We start from the raw sequence: 17,127 nt of genomic DNA on the forward strand, positions 1-17,127 counted from the left end.
AAAGTAGCTATGGATCGCGTCTATCTTGGAGCACCGGGAAGCGCTCCCGCGCCTTCTTGACTAGCGCGGCATCTAGCTCAGCGTAAAGCGTGGTCTCGCTGATCGCGGCGCTGCACAACGTCTGACCTAGTGGATCGATGATCGCGCTGTCTCCGGCGTAGTCGAGCTCACCGCCTTTACCGACCCGGTTCACCCCGACGACGTAGGCCTGGTTCTCGATGGCGCGGGCGAGAAGCAGCGCTTGCCAGTGGCTGCGGCGCTTCTCGGGCCAGTTCGCAACGACCACGTAGCAGTCTGTGCGCGGCGCGTTCACCCAGAACTCGTTGGCAAAGCGCAGGTCGTAGCAGACGAAGAAGCAGCAGGAGACACCACACACCTCCCGCACCAGGAACTCTGTTCCCGCCCGGTAATGTTCGTGCTCCCGCGCGAAGGTAAAAGGGTGAATCTTCTGATAGCGGCTGAGCTCACCGTCAGGGCTCGAGAGCACCAGAGTGTTCGCCGGGCGCGCATCGTGCTTTGACTCCGCATCCTCAGGCAGGAGCTCTGGAAACGAACCACAAAGCCAAACCCCATGCGCCTGCGCCTCTCGTGCCACGAACTGCGCGCTGGGCCCCGCAAACGGCTCGGATATGCGCTCGGTCGCCATGGAGAAGCCGCAGCTGAACATCTCAGGCAACACGACCAGGCTCGCGCCCGCCTGCGCTGCCTCGGCGATGCGCTTGCGGAGCCGCTCGAAGTTCTGTGCCGGGTCCTCCCACGCGATGTCGTACTGAACCGCCGCGACCCGCATCACCGGCCTCCCGAGATCCCAGCGCCGTTTGCTTCCGCGCGGAGCTTATCTATGCTTTGCCGCAGTCGCTCCACGCTCTGTTCGAGCACGCTTCGAGTCTTGCAAAAAGCGAAGCGCACGAGGGCGTCGCCACGCGCTGGATCCAGGTAGAACGCAGCGTTGGGGATCGCCGCAACTCCAGCAACCCGCGGCAGGATCTGACAGAGTTGGGTCCCGCTCGCGAAGCCCAGCCCGCGAATATCTGCGCAGATAAAGTAGCTCCCCTGAGGTTCAATCACCCCGAAGCCCACGTCTCGGAGCCCGGCGCTCAGCAGGTCGCGACGCGCGCGGTATTCGCCTCGCAGTTGTTCGAAATAGCCAGGCCCCAGGCCTAGGGCGTGAGCCACGGCATGCTGAAACGGTGTCGCCGTTGCGAACGTGATGAACTGGTGCGCGGCTCGCAGCGCTCGGGTCAGCTCGGGTGGCGCGCAAGTCCAGCCGATCTTCCAGCCGGTGCAGGAGAACGTCTTGCCAGCGGAGCTGATCACCACCGTTCGCTCGCGCATGCCTGGCAGGCTCGCCAGGCAGACGTGCTCCCCCTCGTAGACGAGGTGCTCGTAGACCTCGTCCGTTACTGCCAGCAAATCATGACGCTGGCAGAGCTCTGCGATTTGCTGCAGTTCCTGCGACGTGAAGACCTTTCCGGTTGGGTTGTGAGGCGTATTCAGCAGGATGAGCCTTGTCTTCCCGCTGATGGCGGCTTCCAGCTCTGCCAGGGAGTATTCGAATCCATTTTTCCCTGGGGATAATGTCACCACGCGCGACACAGCACCCGCCATCGCCACACTAGCGCGGTAGGAGTCGTAGAAAGGCTCGAACATCACGACCTCGTCACCGGTCTCGCAGAGCGCCTGAAGTGTCGCGCAGATGGCTTCGGTGGCGCCCGAGTAGACGGTGATCTCGCTCGTAGGGTCGTACGTCAAGCCGCGGTACTGCGCCTGGTGCTCAGCGATCGCCTGATTGAGCTGAGGCACGCCGAAGCTCCGAGCGTATTGGTTCAATCCACCGGCGATAGCGCGCTGCGCTGCTTCCTTCACCTCGGTCGGTGCGTCGAAATCCGGAAAACCCTGGCCGAGATTCAGCGCCTGATGCTCGATCGCGAGGCGCGTCATTTCAGCGAAGATCGTAGTACCGAAACCCTGAAGCCGACTGCTGAGGTGGGGCAAACGCAGGCTCGTCATCGCGCGCAGCATGACACCCTTGGGTCCCTCGCGAAAGCGGGGCAAGGACGCTGCGGCGTGGTAAAGCCGCAGCCTATGCCCTTCGAAATCGAGCGGCTCCACAGCGAACTCGCGCGCCTACGCGGCGGCTCCCCCAGCCACGGCTTGGGCGCCGCCCTCAGCCATCAGCTCGCTCAGGACGTGGTCCACTTCGAGCAAATCGGCTCGACCAACGACGAGGCCATCAGCGCCGCGAGGCAGGGCGCGAAGCATGGCAGCGTGTTCATCGCAGATAGCCAAACGGCGGGGCGGGGACGGCGCGGCAAGAGCTGGAGCTCGCCGGCAGGAGAGAACCTGCTCTTCAGCGTGCTGGTGCGCTCGCCGCTCGAGCTCAAGACAGCCAGTCGGCTAACCCTCGCGGTGGGTCTAGCGGTACGTGATGCGATCGCGGAGTACACGAAGAGCGCTCCGCAGTTGAAGTGGCCGAACGATGTCTGGGTCGATGGGAAGAAGCTCGCCGGTATCCTCGTGGAAAGTCAGCTCAGTGGTGACAAGCTCGACTCGGTAGTGATCGGCGTGGGCGCTAACGTGCTGAGCCGCGACCTGCCCGAGGAGATCGCGAGTTTGGCAACCAGCCTGGCACTCAGCGAGCAGGCAGAAGGCGCCCCCCGGCTCACGAGAGAAGGCGTGCTTGCCCGGGTGCTCATCCAGCTCGAGCGGCGACTCGGGCAGTTCGAGCGCGAAGGACTCAGCTCGATGCTCGATGAGCTGCGCGCGCACGACGGGCTGCTGGGCAGAACGGTGCGTGTCGATGAGCGTCGCGGGACCGCCCGCGGCATCGATCAGAACGGTGCGTTGCTACTCGAGGTAGAAGACGGCACCTATTTCCATATAGAAAACGGAACGATCGAGCTAGCTTGAGCGGACGATGGGGAGGCGTCACCGCGTCACTCACTCGATAGCTGGCCTCAGGCGGCGCAGAGCTCCTGTCGTCCCCCGTCGTCGAGGATGCCTGCCAGTAGGCGGCGGCCACGAAACAGCCGACTCATCACCGTGCCAACCGGCACGCCGAGCTGTGAGGCAGCCTCCTTGTAGCTCTTCTCTTCGATGTCCACCAAGGTGACGGCGCTGGCGAACTGAGTTGGGATGGAGTCCAGGGCGCTCTGCACGGAGCGGCTCAGGCTCTTCACCACGGGCTCAGGGTCGCGCTGCGTCCAGGCGCAAGGATCGGTACCCAGGGAATCGAGCGCTCGGCGTTCGCGTTTCAGCTTACGACAGCGCGTGACGAACACGCTGAACAGAACTTGGTTGAGCCAGGCTTTGAGATTGGTTCCCACCTGGTAGCTCTCTTCAAACCGCAACGCGCGCATCCAGGTCTCCTGCACGAGATCTTGAGCCTCCACGGGATTGCGAGTCAGGCGCAGAGCCCGCGCGTCGAGGGCCCCGCAAAGTGACGCGAGCTGGGCGCGAAACTCATGAGCAGCTCGCTCTCGGTCTGCGGGAGACGACTGAATCGAGCGCGACACGGCAACGGGCTGGGGCGGGGCAACAGGGGTCGTTTCAAGCATTGATGTCCTCCACGGCTTGGCTTTTACAAGTCACGTGCCACTCGCTGCGCCCACGGAAATCCTTGTGATTCTCAGCGGTTAACATTCAAGAAACGATTGGCTCGTGTCCCAGGGTCGAAGGCGCGTGTCCACGGACACACGCGTGTCCCCAGTGTTCGGAGGGCGACGGCGAACCGTGACAACAACTTCGCAGGCGCTCATGTGGCGCGAGGGGGACGCCGAGGGCGCCAGGCCTTGCTTGGCGGCAGCTAGTCAGCCAGACGCGACCAGGCGTGTGGCACCTGATCCGCCAGCTCGGACGCCAAGAGGCCAACTTGCGCGCCGCGCTCATCCGCCCAAAGCTCGCCCGCCAGGCCATGTAGGTAGGCACCAAGCGTCGCTGCTTCCAAGCCTGGCAGATGACTCAAGAGCGCACCGATCACGCCACTTAGTACGTCTCCAGAACCGCCCGTCGCCAACACCGCCGACCCACTGGGGTTGATGCGGGTCGCGACGCCAGGCCTTTTGATGAGCGTGTACGGTCCCTTGAGCAGCACCGTTGCGCGGGTGAGCTCCGAAGCCCGCTCGACCGCCGCAAAGCGGTTCGCTTCAACTTGCTGCGCGGAAATTCCTAGGAGGCGCCCGAGCTCCGCGGGGTGAGGCGTCAACACGAGCTCGCCCGTGTGCACAGCGAGCTCCGCCGCGCGTCCGCTGAAATGCGTCAACGCGTCCGCGTCGAACAACTTCGGCCCTGGCCAGCCGAGAGCGCCGTTCACGATCAGCTTGGCCCTTGAGTCCAGACCTAGGCCAGGCCCGACCACGATCGCCGTTTGCTCCGCCAGTGCTTCCCCTAAGGAAGCTTCCGCACGCACGGGGTCGAGGGCGCGTGTCATCGCCTCGACCACCCGCGTATCCAGCTGCAGGACCGCCTCCGGGTAGTTGCAGATCGTCACCAGCCCGGCGCCAGCACGATGAGCCGCACGCGCACTCAGCAACGCGGCACCGGTTTTCCCCGCGGATCCGCCGAGCACCGTCACTCGCCCAGCGCTCCCCTTGTGCAATGCGGCGCGTCGCGACGGCAGCAACGGCTTCAAATCCAGCGCCTCCACTAGCTCCGCGACAGGCAGATCTGGCAGGTCCCCGTCCGCCAGTGGCAGCTCTCCCGGGACGCCAATGTCGACAACGCAAAGTTCGCCGCACACCTCCTTGCCGTTGGGGGTGAGGAGCCCCAACTTGCGACCGGCGAAACTTATGGTCACATCCGCACGGAAAGCATCTCCAAGAACGCGCCCGTCATTGGCGTGAAGGCCCGTAGGCAGATCCAACGCAAAGCGCTGAACAGGAGCCGCGTTGCAGCGCTCGACGAGCTCCGCCACCAACCCGTCCAGCTCACGGTCGAGCCCCGTGCCGAGCAACCCGTCCACCACAGCGGCTGCGCCAGTCAGCGCCTGCTCGAACGCGTCAAGCCCCGCATCCAAGCGCTGCACTTCACGCCTCAGGCCGGCGTAGGCGCGGTAGTTGATCAGTGCGTCTCCCCGGAGCTTTTGCGGGTCGCAGGTCAGGAACACCTGGGGCTCGTATCCCAGCGTCAGGAGGCGCCGCGCGACGACGAAGCCGTCCCCACCGTTGTTGCCCGGCCCACAGAGCACGAGCACGGGAGCATTCGCGCGGCGCAGTCGGGCGGCGATGATCTCCGCCGCGCCGCGCCCTGCGTTCTCCATCAAGATCACCCCGGGTACGCCGCACTCGTCGATCGCGCGCGCATCGAACGCGCGCATCTGCTCCCGGCTGAACACCGGGATCATGCGCCCTCCAGGACGACCACGGCCGCTGCGACCCCAGCGTCGTGGGTGATGGAGATCAAGCTGCGCGTCACGCCCCTGGCACTCAGGTGGGGCAGCGCCGGGCCCGAGAAGTACAGCGTTGGCACACCACCGTTTCCGCGCAGAACCTCGACGCTCTGCCACCAGACGTCTTTGGGCGCTCCCAGAGCTTTGCTGGCCGCTTCCTTCGCCGCAAAACGCCCGGCCAGAGCGACGGCGCGGTCACCACGCTTCGCGAGCTCCTGCTGCTCAGCAGCCGTGAGGATGCGCTGCCAAAACTTGTCGCCGTGGCGCTCCAGCGCGCGCTGCATGCGCTCCACCGAGCACACGTCGATGCCGAGTCCGACCACCATCGCCGCACTCTACACCTTCCAAAGCGACGCGCTCGAAGCGAACACCCGGCAGGAGCGCGTGAGTCAGGCCCGCGAGCTGCGCGCGCGGTCGATGACGGCGCGCAGCTCTTTCACCGCACCCTCGAGGCCCATGAACAGCGCGTCGGCGATCACCGAATGACCGATGTTGAGCTCCGTGACCTCGGGGATAGCCGCCACTGGGCCGACGTTGTGACGAGTCAAACCGTGCCCCGCAGCGACCTCGAGGCCGAGCTCCGCCGCGAGCCGTGCCCCCGACTGGAGACGGCCCAGCTCCTGAGCGCGCTTTGCTTCGGGCAACTCGCAGTACTCGCCGGTGTGCAGCTCCACCTGCTTGGCGCCGACTTCTGCTGAAGCACGGATCTGCGCCGGGTCGGGCGCGATGAACATCGAGAGCTTGATCGACAGCTCGTCGCACAGCGTGGCGAAGGCGGTGAGCTTCTCGCGGTTGCCCGCGACGTCGAGACCACCTTCGGTGGTGCGCTCTTCGCGGCGCTCTGGCACTAGCGTCACGACATCGGGCCGCAGCTCGCGCACGATACCCATCATCTCGTCGGTCGCGGCGCACTCGAAGTTCATCAAGCTGCCAATGCTGGCGCGCAGCGCCTTTGCGTCGGCGTCGTTGATGTGACGGCGATCCTCGCGCAGGTGCAGCGTGATGCCGTCAGCACCCGCCAGTTCACACACCGACGCCGCGAAGACCGGATCGGGATAGCGCGTGCCGCGAGCATTTCGCAGCGTGCAGACGTGATCGATGTTGATGTGGAGGCGCATGACGCCGTCCGTTTACGGCGCTACCGCGGCGCGTGCAAGGGACAGACAGAGCTCGGAACCTGGGACACCGCAGGCGGGTGAAGGTGAGCTGCGCTGCGCCTCACCCCCAACCCGTCTGCTCAGGCCTCAAGCTGGATCACTCGCCGCCGAAGTCCCAGTCCTCGCCGAGTTGGCGCCGCTTGGGCGTTGGGAGCGCCTCACCGTTTGGTCCGTCCTTGCGCACGACGATGGTCTTGCGAGTCGCCGTGTCTTCGGTCTCGCGAGACACCACGGTGATCACGTTGATGCCTGGGGAGAGCTTCACTTCGTAGGAGAAGTGCATCTTCTTCTGATCCGATGCCTTCTTGTTCGACTGGTAGAACACCTTGTTCGTGCCGACGAACATGTAGGTGTCGAGCACGTGATCCATATCCGTCGCCGTACCCTCGATGCGAATGGTGTCGCTCTTGGTAGCTAGGCTCGCGGGGGCCACCTCGAGCAGCGGCGGGGAACGCGTGAAGTCAGCCTTGAAGGCGTCGCTGTTGGCCTTGCCCGACGCGACCTCGAGGGCGCCGGAGTCAACGAATCCGAAGCGACCGTCGCCGATCACGACCTTGGTGAACGTGCCGGAGGTGCCAAGCTCGTCGACCAGCTTGCCAGCGAGCAGCTTACCCACCACGAGCGCGCCAGAGTCTGGTTGACCGCGCACGGGCACATCCTGCTTCACCTTCAGCACAGCCTTCTTTTCGCTGATGCTGAGGCCCTTGCTGACCACGGGCAGCGTGAGTTTCTCCGAGGAAACGACGCGAAGGTCTCGATCGACGACCGAGAGCTCGACCTTGACGAAGTTCTCGGCCAGCTGGTCCTGCACATCCATCGTGAACACGACCTCTCGCTCGTCGCCGGGCTTGAGGTTCGAGACGTCGAAGCGACCTGCACGGAGCAGCAAGCCATCGCCGGTCAGGTTACGGATGTTGGCCTGGGTCTCCTTGGACGGTCCCTTCCCCACGTTCTTGATGGTGAGGTAGATGCTGGCGCCTTCGCCCTTGGCGATTTGCCCGTCGCCGTTGCCCGGGCGGTTGTCCACCACCTGATAGGTGTAGGCAAACACCGGCTGCTCCAGGGCCTTCACCGTGGGACGGATTTCCGCGTCCTTCGGCACCGCGTCCGTCGCCGACTCGAACTTGATCTTCACCACGTCCTGACGAGTGACCGCGTCATCCGGGATGCTGCACACGCGCTTCGCATCGAGGGGCACCGGCTTGGTCGAGCCGGGCTTGTGACCCTCGGTCTCACACCAGCCAAGGGGAACGCTCACGGCCTTCTCTTGACCGGGCTCGATCTTGCCGAAGATGAGCTCCTTTTCGTCGTAGTAGCCGCTGTCGCTCGTGGTCATGCCACGCAGCTGATAGATGGGCGATTTGCCGGTGTTCTTGACCTTCACCTCGAGCTTCATCGCCTCGCCAGCGGTCACCGTGTCGTCCTTGCGATCGGTCTTCACGCTGACTTCGAAGTCCTTGGCGCTTTGCTCGCTCTTGAAGTCCGCCGGGGGATCGCTCCAGTCGACGCCCATCTTGCTGAGGTCGGCCTTCACGGCGTCGAGTTCCTTCTTCTCGATGCCTTCCACCAGCTGACGCACGGCGTTCACCTCGTCCTGGCGCTTGCCGACGGGCATCTTCGCGACGACTTGCTTGGCGAAGCGGATGTTGAAATCCTCGCGGAACTCATCGTCGAGATCGGCGCCGCGTTCGCGCATTTCGGCGCGCTCGGACTCCGGCAGGTTGTAGCGCACCTTGAGCGTCGGGCGTTCGCTGTCCCGCTTGGCCTCGTTGGTGAGGCTCTTGTCCAGGTCACGCTCCCGGAGGGGATCTTCCGTGCGGAATAGATCCATCTCCTTGCTGTCGACCGTCATCGGGTCGAGTTCGATATCCGGCGAGACGCCGACACCCTGAATCGAGATGTCTCCAGGGGTGAGGTACTGCGCAATGGTGAGCTTCAGCGCGGCCCCATCGGGAGTGACCTTGGGGAACACCAGCTGCACGCTGCCCTTGCCGAAGGTGCGCTGTCCCACGATCACCGCGCGGTTTTGGTTCTTCAGCGCGCCCGCGACAATCTCGCTCGCGCTCGCCGAAGACGGGTTCACCAGCACGACCATCGGGTACGGCGGCTCGGTGCCCCGACGCGTGGCGCGCTTTTCTTCGCGCCCCTCGGAGTGTCCGACCGTGGCGACGATCACGCCGTTGTCCAGGAAGTGGTCGGCGACCTTGGCAGCTTGATCCAAGAGACCACCCGGGTTGCCACGCAGGTCCAGCACGACGCCCTTGAGCGGCTCCTTCTCGCGCATCGTGTCGAGGGTGTCCTCGAGCTCCTTGGCGGTGCTGCTCTGGAAATGCTTCAGGCGCACGTAGGCGATACCGGGCTGGAGCAAGCGGCCCTCAACGGAGCGAATGCGGATCTCTTCGCGCGTCAGCACGAAGGGCCGTGAGCCGCTCCAGCCGTCTTTGCCGTCGCGGTGCACCCAGATCGTGACCTGAGTCCCCGGCTTGCCGCGCAGGCGGTTCACCGCGTCGTCGAGGGGCATGTTCAGCGTCGACTCGTTGTTGATCTTCATGATGCGGTCGAGGCGACGCAGATTCGCGCGGCCCGCCGGCGTGTCAGGCATCGGGCGCATCACGGTGAGGGTCTGATCGCGAATCGAGATCACGATGCCCAGGCCGCCGAAGTGCCCCGACGTCGAGAGGTTCATCTCGCGATACGACTCCGGGCTCATGAAGACCGAGTGGGGGTCGAGCGTGGCGAGCATGCCGTTGCACGCCGCGTACTCAATCTCCCGCAGGTCGACGTCGGTGTCCTTGAGGTTCGCCTGCAAGAACGCGAACACCTCCCGTAGCCGCGCGGAAACGTCCCAGGGTCCCTGCACGTTGTCGACGCGGAACTCCTTCTCCTCCGTCCCGACCCGCACCTTCACCGTGGGCGACTTCTCGTCGTGGAGCACGATGACCTGCGCGACCTCTTTCTGAATCTCGTCCAGGGCGCTCACGAACATCAGTCGAGGCTCGACGCGCTTGGGGTCGACGTACTTGTCCCGGATGGTCTTCAAGGTCTCGTTGACCGCGACCAGCTGCGTGAGGTCGTAGGGCACCTTGGGCTGCCCCGGCGCAGTCACCGCATGAGCCGCTTCAAGCCCCCGCCACAGGCCGCCCGTCCCGTAGCGCAGCGCAAAGAAGGTGGAGACGGCGAAGACGCTGAGGATGAGCAGGGTCTTGCCCAGGCGTTGGAGAATTCTCATGAGCGACCGGGAGTATAGACTGGATATTTGACGCTGTTGGGCCGGGGCGCCGCTGGGGTCGACGCTGGCCTAGATACTTACGCGCCAGAGCCTAAAGGGGTTGGAGCGCCCTGGATATTCCCGAGCGCCACGCCTTAGCCAGCCGCTAAACAGCCTGAAACCCTCAGGGAGCGACGAAACGCTGGCCTGCGCTGGGCGGCTTGAGGGCCGGCTTGGGCGGCGGCGCTGCGGACGGCTTGGGCCCCGACTCCTTGCCCGAAGCGGCTCCGGCAGCGGCCTTGGGGGTTTTGCCGTCGGGGTTCTTCACGCTGGGGGAGGCCTCGTCCTGCTTGATCGAGTAGCGTACCAGCGCCCGCAGCACCTGATTTCGCTGCACGTTGCCGAGCAGCATCTTCAAGTCCTCGTACACGGACGGATCGACCAGCAGCGCGCCCAGGGTGCCTCGACCCGCACGCAGGTCCGCCACGACTTTGCGCAAGTCGGCGCTCATCGCGTTGATGTTCTTCACGGCGTCGGCCTCCTCGCCTTCACCGCCGTAGAGCAGGCTGTGGGCCATGCCCTTACCTTCGCGGATCCCCTTCAGAGTCAGCGCGACTTCGCCCGCGGCATCACCAAACTTGTTCAGGGTTTGGGGGGGAGCCTCACCGTACACGAGCTCGTGCACCAACCCAGGGCCATGGTTTACCCGGTGCACCGCGGCGTTCAACCCGCTGACCAGGCGATCGAGGTTTGCGGTGGTGCGCTCCAGGTTGCTGAGCGTGCGTGAAATCTTGGCGCTCTCGTTCGGGTCGCTCATCAGCTTGCCGATGTAGCCCTCTTTCTTGTCGACGCTCTCCAGGATGCCAGACAGCGACTTCATGCTGGTCTTCATATCCTCCTGGAATTTAGGCTCAGCGAAGGTGCCGGTAGTGCGCTCGAGGTTCGTCATCACGCCTTCGGCCTTCTCACCGATCGACGTGACCTTCTTCAGCATGTCCGCGAGATCTTGCGGGTCTTTGCTGCGCACCTCTCCCCCAACCGGAACTGCAGGCACATCCATGTCACCCGCGGTGATCTGCACCATCTTGTCGCCCAGCAGACCGCGGTTCTCGATCGTGGCCACACTGTTGTCGCGGATACGCGCGCCCTGCTCGCGATGGATGGTCATGCGCACGTAGGGGCGCCTGTCCGACGGGTCCTCCGGGTAGGCGACCTCAGTCACCGTCCCGATGTCCAGACCGCCCATGCGCACCGGCGAGCCCCGCTTGAGGCCCTGCACGTCGCTGAAGCGCGCCGAGTACGGATCCGTCGACTTGAACAGACCGCGCTCGTCCCCAATCAGGAACACCACGATCCCCGACACGATCATGCCGGCCAAGACGAAGAACCCTACTTTGACCTCTCTGGGAAGCGCCATGCGTCCGAACTACTTTGGTCGCGCTCCGCGGATGGCGAAGCGATGATGAGGGCCCCGAATGAGCCAATAAGTGAAGCGTGACGAGCAGCGAGCCGGCTGCCCCGATTGGTGTGCTTAGAGCCCCGGCCGTGCGTCGACAACCGGCTCCCTACCTCGCCTCCTTTATAGCGCAGCACGGCGGTTTGCACGCGAATCAGCGGCGGGGCGAGTGTGCCAGGTGCTCAGATTGGCAACCCACGTCTGGGTTTTGTTTGCGCGTTGGCCGACACGAAATGCTGACCAGCGCAGGAAACCCGAGGGTTCGAGCGCGATGGAGGTCGTCAAAGCTCTCACCTCACAGGCCATGGCTGTCTCAGATCGGCTGTGGCAGCCTGGTGACGTGGGGTACTTGCCGTCGTCCTTGGTGACCGCGATTTCGGGCAGCGCTGCAGCAGGGAAGAACCCGTGGCTACCTCTCGCGTTGCTGTGCCTGATTGCCCAGGCCGATCGGGTTCCGAGATGGCTGATGGATCCGCACCTGCATCGAGGGCTGCATGGCCTCGCTCCGCCGAGCGTCATGCTCACCCTGGGCATCGTGTTCCTAGTGCTCTCCTTGGCGGAGTCCTTCGGCGACAAGGTGTCGTGGATTGAAGCGTGGCTCACGCCCATCTCCACCACTTGGCGTCCCTTTGCGGCGATCGCGGTTGCTACGTTGGTTGGCGTTGGAACCATCCAGGGTAACCCGGGAGCACTCGGTCAAGAAGCCGTTGGCGTCGGCCTTGGTTTCGGCTTTGACGCGATCCCCGAGGAACCAACCGCCTGGGAGCAAATGAGTCCATACGCCTGGCTCGTGCTGTGTATCCTCGCGGGCACCGTCTCCGGCCTGATTGCTACCGTGGGGAAAACAGGCACGCGGCTGCTCTTGACGCTGGTGCCGGTACCCGGGCTGCGCCTTGCACACTCGTTCCTGGACGACTTTTTCGCTTGGGGAGTGACCTTGGCTGGACTGGTGATGAACGACAGCCTGTTCATGGTCGTGCTCGGCGTGCTCTATCTCAGCGTCGGTCTCGTGGTTGCCCCCATCTTGGGTAGGCTCAGCCTGATTCAGCTGAAGATCTTCGCTTCGCTGTGGCGCAAGCTGCGCGCCAAACAGGACGATCCTCCCCCCAAGCTACCCAGGTGGCTCAAGAAAGCGCTTCGCGACCGCGACCTGAGCCATGTGATTCCGGCATACGCCTATCGCACCTCGGAGACGGGACTTTGCCGGAGTGGCTTTCTTCTGGTGGACGACCAGGGCGTGGTGTTCGCCGTGCGCAGCTGGTTCCGCCCAAAGCTGCTGGAAGTGAAGCCCAGCGAGCTCGAGCGGCTTGGCCTCGCGGAAACGCTCACGAGCCGAGCGGTGACCCTCGCGCGCAGCACAGCGAACGGGGGGGATGAGCTCTCTCTCTACTTGTTCCCTGGCAGCCCGCGCGCCACTACCGAGCGACTGCTGGCGGCAGCGAAGATCGCTGGCCTGGTGCGAGTTCGTCCCGGCAGCCAGTCTGGGCGCCTCGCCCACGAGCGCTCCCAAGCCGGGCGCTTCGTTCCCGCCAGCGAGGCGGGGAACCTGCGTACCCAAGCCGTGCTGAGCCTCGGCGCCGCGATCGGCGTGGGCGTCTTGTCAGGCGGCGTGTTCATCCCGATTGGGTTTGGCTACAGCGCGTCGCCCTTCAAGGGCCGCTTCGTGCTCGGCTGCCTCCTCTCGCTCTATCTCGCCGCCTCCGTGATGGGCACGTTTGGTTTCGCCTGGCCCATCGCCTTGCTGTACGCGGTGGTGCTCAACGCTATCGCGCTGCGGGACCTCAGCCGTCACGCGCTGCGCGCGCACCTCGATGGCTTCGTGGATCGCTTCGCGTTCCTACCCAACGTACCCGGTATGATTTGGGTGACCGACGCGCCTGCTGCAGACCATTTCCGCGCGGGACAGGCGGATCCGGTGACTGATGGCTCCTGGCGCGTCGTCTGGCGGTTGTTGTCCGACGAACCCGCAACAGCTTGAGGTTCTGGGCTACGACGGGCGACAGCCGCTCCCGATCGACGGCTCAACCACTTCGCAGCAGTGTCTCGACGTCTTCCTGAACTGGCGCCTTGCCGTGGATGAAGTCGGCCACGCGAGGGTCGTCGATCTGCTTGAAAGCCTCCGCCTCCCCACATGCAATGATGCGCCCACTGTGCACCATCGCGAGGCGATCACTGATGTAGAAAGCGCTTCCCATGTCATGAGTGACGACGATGCTCGTGATCTTGAGCTTCTCCTGAAGCCCCACGATCATGTGGTTCACCCGCGCGGTGTTGATCGGATCGAGACCCGTCGTCGGCTCATCGTAGAGGACGACCTCTGGCTGCACCGCGATGGCCCGCGCCAGTCCGACGCGCTTGCGCATGCCACCGGAGAGATCCGCAGGCCGCATCTCCTCGACTCCAGGCAAGCCAACCAGACCCAGCGCCCACGCGACGCGATCCTCCATCTCCGACCGCGACATTTTCTCACGGAAATGTTCCTCGAGGCCGTAGGCGACGTTCTCGAACACGCTGAGTGAGTCGAACAGCGCCCCGCTCTGGAACAGCATCGCAATCCGCTGCCTCACCTGAGACAGCTCGCGCTCGCCCATCGCGGTGATCTCTTGCCCATCGAACACGATGCTGCCGGAGTCGGCGGTCAGCAAACCAATCAGCATCTTGAGCATCACGCTCTTGCCGACGCCCGAGCCGCCGAGGATCGTGAAGGCTTCGCCGCGGCGAATGCTCAGGTCGAGCCCCGAGTAGATCACCTTGGGTCCAAAGCGCTTCTTCACGTTGGTGAAGCGAATCAACGTCTCGACCTGGTCCACGTGGCTCGATGTACGCGCATTCCCCTGGCGGCGGCAACCGGCTCCCCTCGTCCATCCCCACAAACCTGCGCAACCTGCGTGATCGCCCCACTCGGCCATCGGTAAGCACGGACGCGTTTCCGCTGACAGCGAAACCCGCCGACGTGCTTACGCCGCAAGGACACTGCGCGGCCCGCCGCCCGACACTCGTCGGAAACCAGCACCCGCCCACACTGGGGGCGACGTTCTGCAGCTCTCGTCCCTCCCTTGGACAGCTCTTCTCGAGCTGTCGAGCTGCAACGGGAACCCCACATGCCAACTCACCCCAACGAGCGCAGCCCACGCAAGAGCCAAGACGCCGAGGTCGCGAGCTTCGCCAACACGATGCCACGCGAGTATCGCCAGCGACATCATCCCAACGCCATCTGGCACCACTCGAAGATCTCCACAGAGCGCACCAGCGCAGTCAACGTCGGCACTTTCTCTCCAGGCGGGCTCACCACCGGCTTTCCGTTGTGCGTGGTCGCGGATGATCGGCCTGGTCTGCTCGCGCGAGTGTGCATCGGCCTCGAAGCGTTGAACTTGGATGTACGCGACGCCGAGGCCTACCTGCGCAGGCGCCTGGACGGTCGCGTGGAGGCCGTTGACCTCGTATGGGTGCGCGCGATGGGCGCTCGCGCGACCGCTCCCTGGAACGTCACGGAGTCGCTCGCCGAGATCAAGAGCGTGCTCAACGTGGTCGTAGAGCGCCACCTGGAGGCAGGCGCCCTGCTCGAGCGGGTGACGCGAGCGCCGACCAACGTCGGTCACACCCGCATCTCCTGGGTGATGGCTGAAGGTCTGTTGATGGGAGTCGACGTCGAGACTCAGGATCGCCCCGGCCTACTCTTGGCCCTCGCAGCGGCATTGGCTCACGAGCGGCTCAACATCGTGCGCTCCGTAGTCAAAACCATGGGGAAACGCGCCGTCGACCGCTTCTACTTCTGCGAACAGGACGGCACCGCCGTCGGCGGCGAGCGCCAGAGCCAGATCCGCGCGCGCTTGCTCGAAGTCATCGGGCGCCCAAACGTCGAGCTGGGCCACGAGGTTCGCACGGCGTGAGCCACCGCTCCCGCGCGGAGGGCGCAAAAGGTCCTCAGTAGTCAGGCGAGTCGACCTGCGCCCTAGCCCCAGACCTGGTCGAGGCGCAGCTCGACGGCCTCCCCGCCACGGTAGGTGTCACGCTTGAGTCTCCCCACGGCAACCACTTGCTCTGCAAGCTGCGTCGCCTGGTTCCCCTGCTCCACCCCGAAAGCTCCAATGCGGCGCCCGCTCGGCAGCTGAAGCTCCAGCTTTAGATGGCCACCAGTCACTTCGCGTGCGCTGACCAGCTTGGCTTCGACACGCAGCTTCGGCGCGGGGTTCGCTTCCCCACAAGGCTCGAGACGCTCGAAGTCTCGGACCACCTGAAACGGGTCGTCGCTCGGGTCGAGACGCACCACCTGCGCTGGGTCCTGCCGGACCTCGCCGCGGGGCGCTGCGTTGCCCTCCGCGCACGCCGCGAGAAAATCCTCCCGGAATTGCTCCAGGTTCGCTCGCTGCAGCGTAACGCCCGCCGCGGCTTGGTGCCCACCGAAGCGGTCGAGACGAGTGCTTGCCTTGGACAGCGCGTCGTACAGGCGCGAGCCCGTAGGTCCGCGAACGGAGCCGCGCCCGAGTTCACCTTCGAAGCCCACCACGATCACAGGCACGTTGTAGCGATCCGTCAGGCGCCCCGCGACGATCCCGACGATGCCGTGGTTCCAGCTCTCTTCACCGACGACGATCGCCGGCTCCTTGTCCCAACCAGCTTCCTCGATGAGCTCGATGCTAGCTCGCTCCATCTCCCGCTGGAGCTCCTTGCGCTGGTCGGTGATCTGCTCGACCCGGGCGGCGAGGGAGCGCGCGGTGTCCAAGTTCTTCGCGAGGAGCAAGTCGAACGCCGGATCCGGCGCGCCGAGTCGCCCGGGCGCGTTGATGCGCGGGGCGACGCGAAAGGCGACGTCTTCACCGCTGATGGGCGCGTTCAGGTCGATCTTGGCGTACTCCAGCAGGGCTTTGACCCCGGGCCTTTCCGCGCGGCGAAGCATGTCGAGGCCAGCGCGGACCAACGGGCGGTTGTCCCCGTCCAGGGGCGCGACGTCGGCGATCGTGCCGATGGCCACCAAGTCGAGATAGCGTCGCAAATCGAGCTTCGGATCCAGCTCGGTGCGAAGCGCTGCGCCAATCGACAGCGCGAGGCCGCACGAAGCGAGCCCCTTGTAAGGGAAGCCGCACTCCGGACGATGCGGGTTGATGAAGGCCTTCGCCGGCAACGGCGCGTCAGGCACCAGGTGGTGATCGATGACCAAGACGTCGACTCCGGCGTCGCTCACCACCTGCAGGCTCGCGTGATCCGAGGAGCCGCAGTCGCAGGTCACGAGCACGCTGGGCTTCGAAGCCAGGATGCGCTGCACGGCGGGCAGCGAGACGCCGTAGCCACCGTCGAAGCGGCTAGCGAGGTGGGGCACCACGTGTCCACCGAGGCTCCGCAGTATATCCGTGAGGATCGCTGCGGAGGTGATACCGTCACAGTCGTAGTCGCCATAGACCACGATCCGCTCGCGCTGCCGCACGGCGCGCACGAGTCGCTCAGCGAGCGCGCCCCGATCCGCCATTTGATCGGGGATGGTCAAGTCCGCGAGCTTCGGCGCGAGAAAGCGTCGCACGCGCTCGGCATCCAAGATCTCGCGCCTCACGAAGACATCCGCGAGCGTACGACTGATTCCGAGCGCTCCTGCGAGCGTCTGGATTTGCTCGTGCGCACCGCTGCGTGGCTCGAGACAGCGCTCCGAGGCCAGGGCCAGGGCGCTGAGCTCGGAGGCTTGCATCACCATCCCCCGCTTTTCGACTGCGAAGTGCTGCATGTCAACGCACCTTCGGCCGCGGTTTGACTGAGTTTCGCGGGATGTTCACGTACCTCGGGGCAACGTGTGCACTTGTTATTCACAAGCTCCCCGCAAGCTGGGGAAGAGCTGTGCACGCGTATGTTGGCTGCTCGGGAGCACGAGAAGGCCAAACGCCGCTCCTCTCCCCCAAGAAAAGCTGCACGCCTGGCCCGGGCGACTTCATGC

Annotated in this window: 13 protein-coding genes; 3 read left to right on the forward strand and 10 right to left on the reverse strand. The window is 64.8% G+C overall.

Translation table 11 applies throughout. The annotated features are described in order from the left end of the window. Positions 1–7 precede the first annotated feature (7 nt). The gene (locus tag H6718_32510) at positions 8–790 is read right to left on the reverse strand and encodes a carbon-nitrogen family hydrolase (protein ID MCB9590182.1); all 783 of its coding nucleotides are present in this window, start codon (positions 788–790) and stop codon (positions 8–10) included. Next, positions 790–2,010: an aminotransferase class I/II-fold pyridoxal phosphate-dependent enzyme gene (locus H6718_32515; protein ID MCB9590183.1), complete on the reverse strand. Its 1,221-nt coding sequence runs from the start codon at positions 2,008–2,010 to the stop codon at positions 790–792. The genes H6718_32510 and H6718_32515 overlap by 1 nt, the downstream gene beginning before the upstream one ends. 75 nt (positions 2,011–2,085) lie before the next feature. Here H6718_32515 and H6718_32520 point away from each other — a divergent pair, with 75 nt between their 5' ends. After that, positions 2,086–2,910 carry a biotin--[acetyl-CoA-carboxylase] ligase gene (locus H6718_32520; protein ID MCB9590184.1) on the forward strand — a complete coding sequence of 275 codons (825 nt, stop codon included), beginning with the start codon at positions 2,086–2,088 and terminating at the stop codon, positions 2,908–2,910. Between the two features lie 47 nt (positions 2,911–2,957). Here the strand turns inward: H6718_32520 and H6718_32525 are convergent, their stop codons facing one another. From H6718_32525 to H6718_32550, 6 genes are all read right to left on the reverse strand, one after another. Beyond that, positions 2,958–3,557 (reverse strand): sigma-70 family RNA polymerase sigma factor, encoded by a 600-nt coding sequence (locus H6718_32525; protein ID MCB9590185.1) that lies wholly within the window; start codon positions 3,555–3,557, stop codon positions 2,958–2,960. 248 nt (positions 3,558–3,805) lie between these two features. Continuing rightward, on the reverse strand, positions 3,806–5,341 hold the full coding sequence (locus H6718_32530; protein MCB9590186.1) for an NAD(P)H-hydrate dehydratase: 1,536 nt from the start codon (positions 5,339–5,341) through the stop codon (positions 3,806–3,808). Further along, on the reverse strand, positions 5,338–5,712 hold the full coding sequence (locus H6718_32535) for a holo-ACP synthase (GenBank protein MCB9590187.1): 375 nt from the start codon (positions 5,710–5,712) through the stop codon (positions 5,338–5,340). Before H6718_32535 ends, H6718_32530 begins: the two co-directional genes overlap by 4 nt. 63 nt (positions 5,713–5,775) lie before the next feature. Continuing rightward, a complete protein-coding gene (locus H6718_32540) occupies positions 5,776–6,504 on the reverse strand; it encodes a pyridoxine 5'-phosphate synthase (GenBank protein MCB9590188.1) in 729 nt (242 codons plus the stop codon). Between the two features lie 136 nt (positions 6,505–6,640). Continuing rightward, on the reverse strand, positions 6,641–9,772 hold the full coding sequence (locus H6718_32545; GenBank protein MCB9590189.1) for a PDZ domain-containing protein: 3,132 nt from the start codon (positions 9,770–9,772) through the stop codon (positions 6,641–6,643). A 163-nt stretch (positions 9,773–9,935) separates the two neighbouring features. Further along, positions 9,936–11,168, reverse strand: a complete 1,233-nt coding sequence (locus tag H6718_32550) for an MCE family protein (GenBank protein MCB9590190.1) — start codon at positions 11,166–11,168, stop codon at positions 9,936–9,938. Between the two features lie 343 nt (positions 11,169–11,511). On the opposite strand from H6718_32550, the gene H6718_32555 reads away from it, so the two are divergent. Then, entirely contained in the window at positions 11,512–13,185 is a 1,674-nt protein-coding gene (locus H6718_32555) for a DUF4126 family protein (GenBank protein ID MCB9590191.1), read from the forward strand. Positions 13,186–13,228: 43 nt separating this feature from the next. On the opposite strand, the gene H6718_32560 is transcribed toward H6718_32555, so the two are convergent. Next, complete coding sequence (locus H6718_32560) at positions 13,229–13,999, reverse strand: ABC transporter ATP-binding protein (GenBank protein MCB9590192.1); 771 nt, start codon at positions 13,997–13,999, stop codon at positions 13,229–13,231. 309 nt (positions 14,000–14,308) lie between these two features. Between H6718_32560 and H6718_32565 the strand changes: the two genes are divergently transcribed. Then, positions 14,309–15,097 carry a hypothetical protein gene (locus H6718_32565; GenBank protein MCB9590193.1) on the forward strand — a complete coding sequence of 263 codons (789 nt, stop codon included), beginning with the start codon at positions 14,309–14,311 and terminating at the stop codon, positions 15,095–15,097. A gap of 62 nt (positions 15,098–15,159) precedes the next feature. On the opposite strand, the gene recJ is transcribed toward H6718_32565, so the two are convergent. Next, the gene (recJ, locus tag H6718_32570) at positions 15,160–16,920 is read right to left on the reverse strand and encodes a single-stranded-DNA-specific exonuclease RecJ (protein MCB9590194.1); all 1,761 of its coding nucleotides are present in this window, start codon (positions 16,918–16,920) and stop codon (positions 15,160–15,162) included. Between the last annotated feature and the right edge of the window lie 207 nt (positions 16,921–17,127).

This window comes from Polyangiaceae bacterium (assembly GCA_020633205.1).
In the GTDB taxonomy this organism is placed as follows: domain Bacteria; phylum Myxococcota_A; class Polyangia; order Polyangiales; family Polyangiaceae; genus JAHBVY01.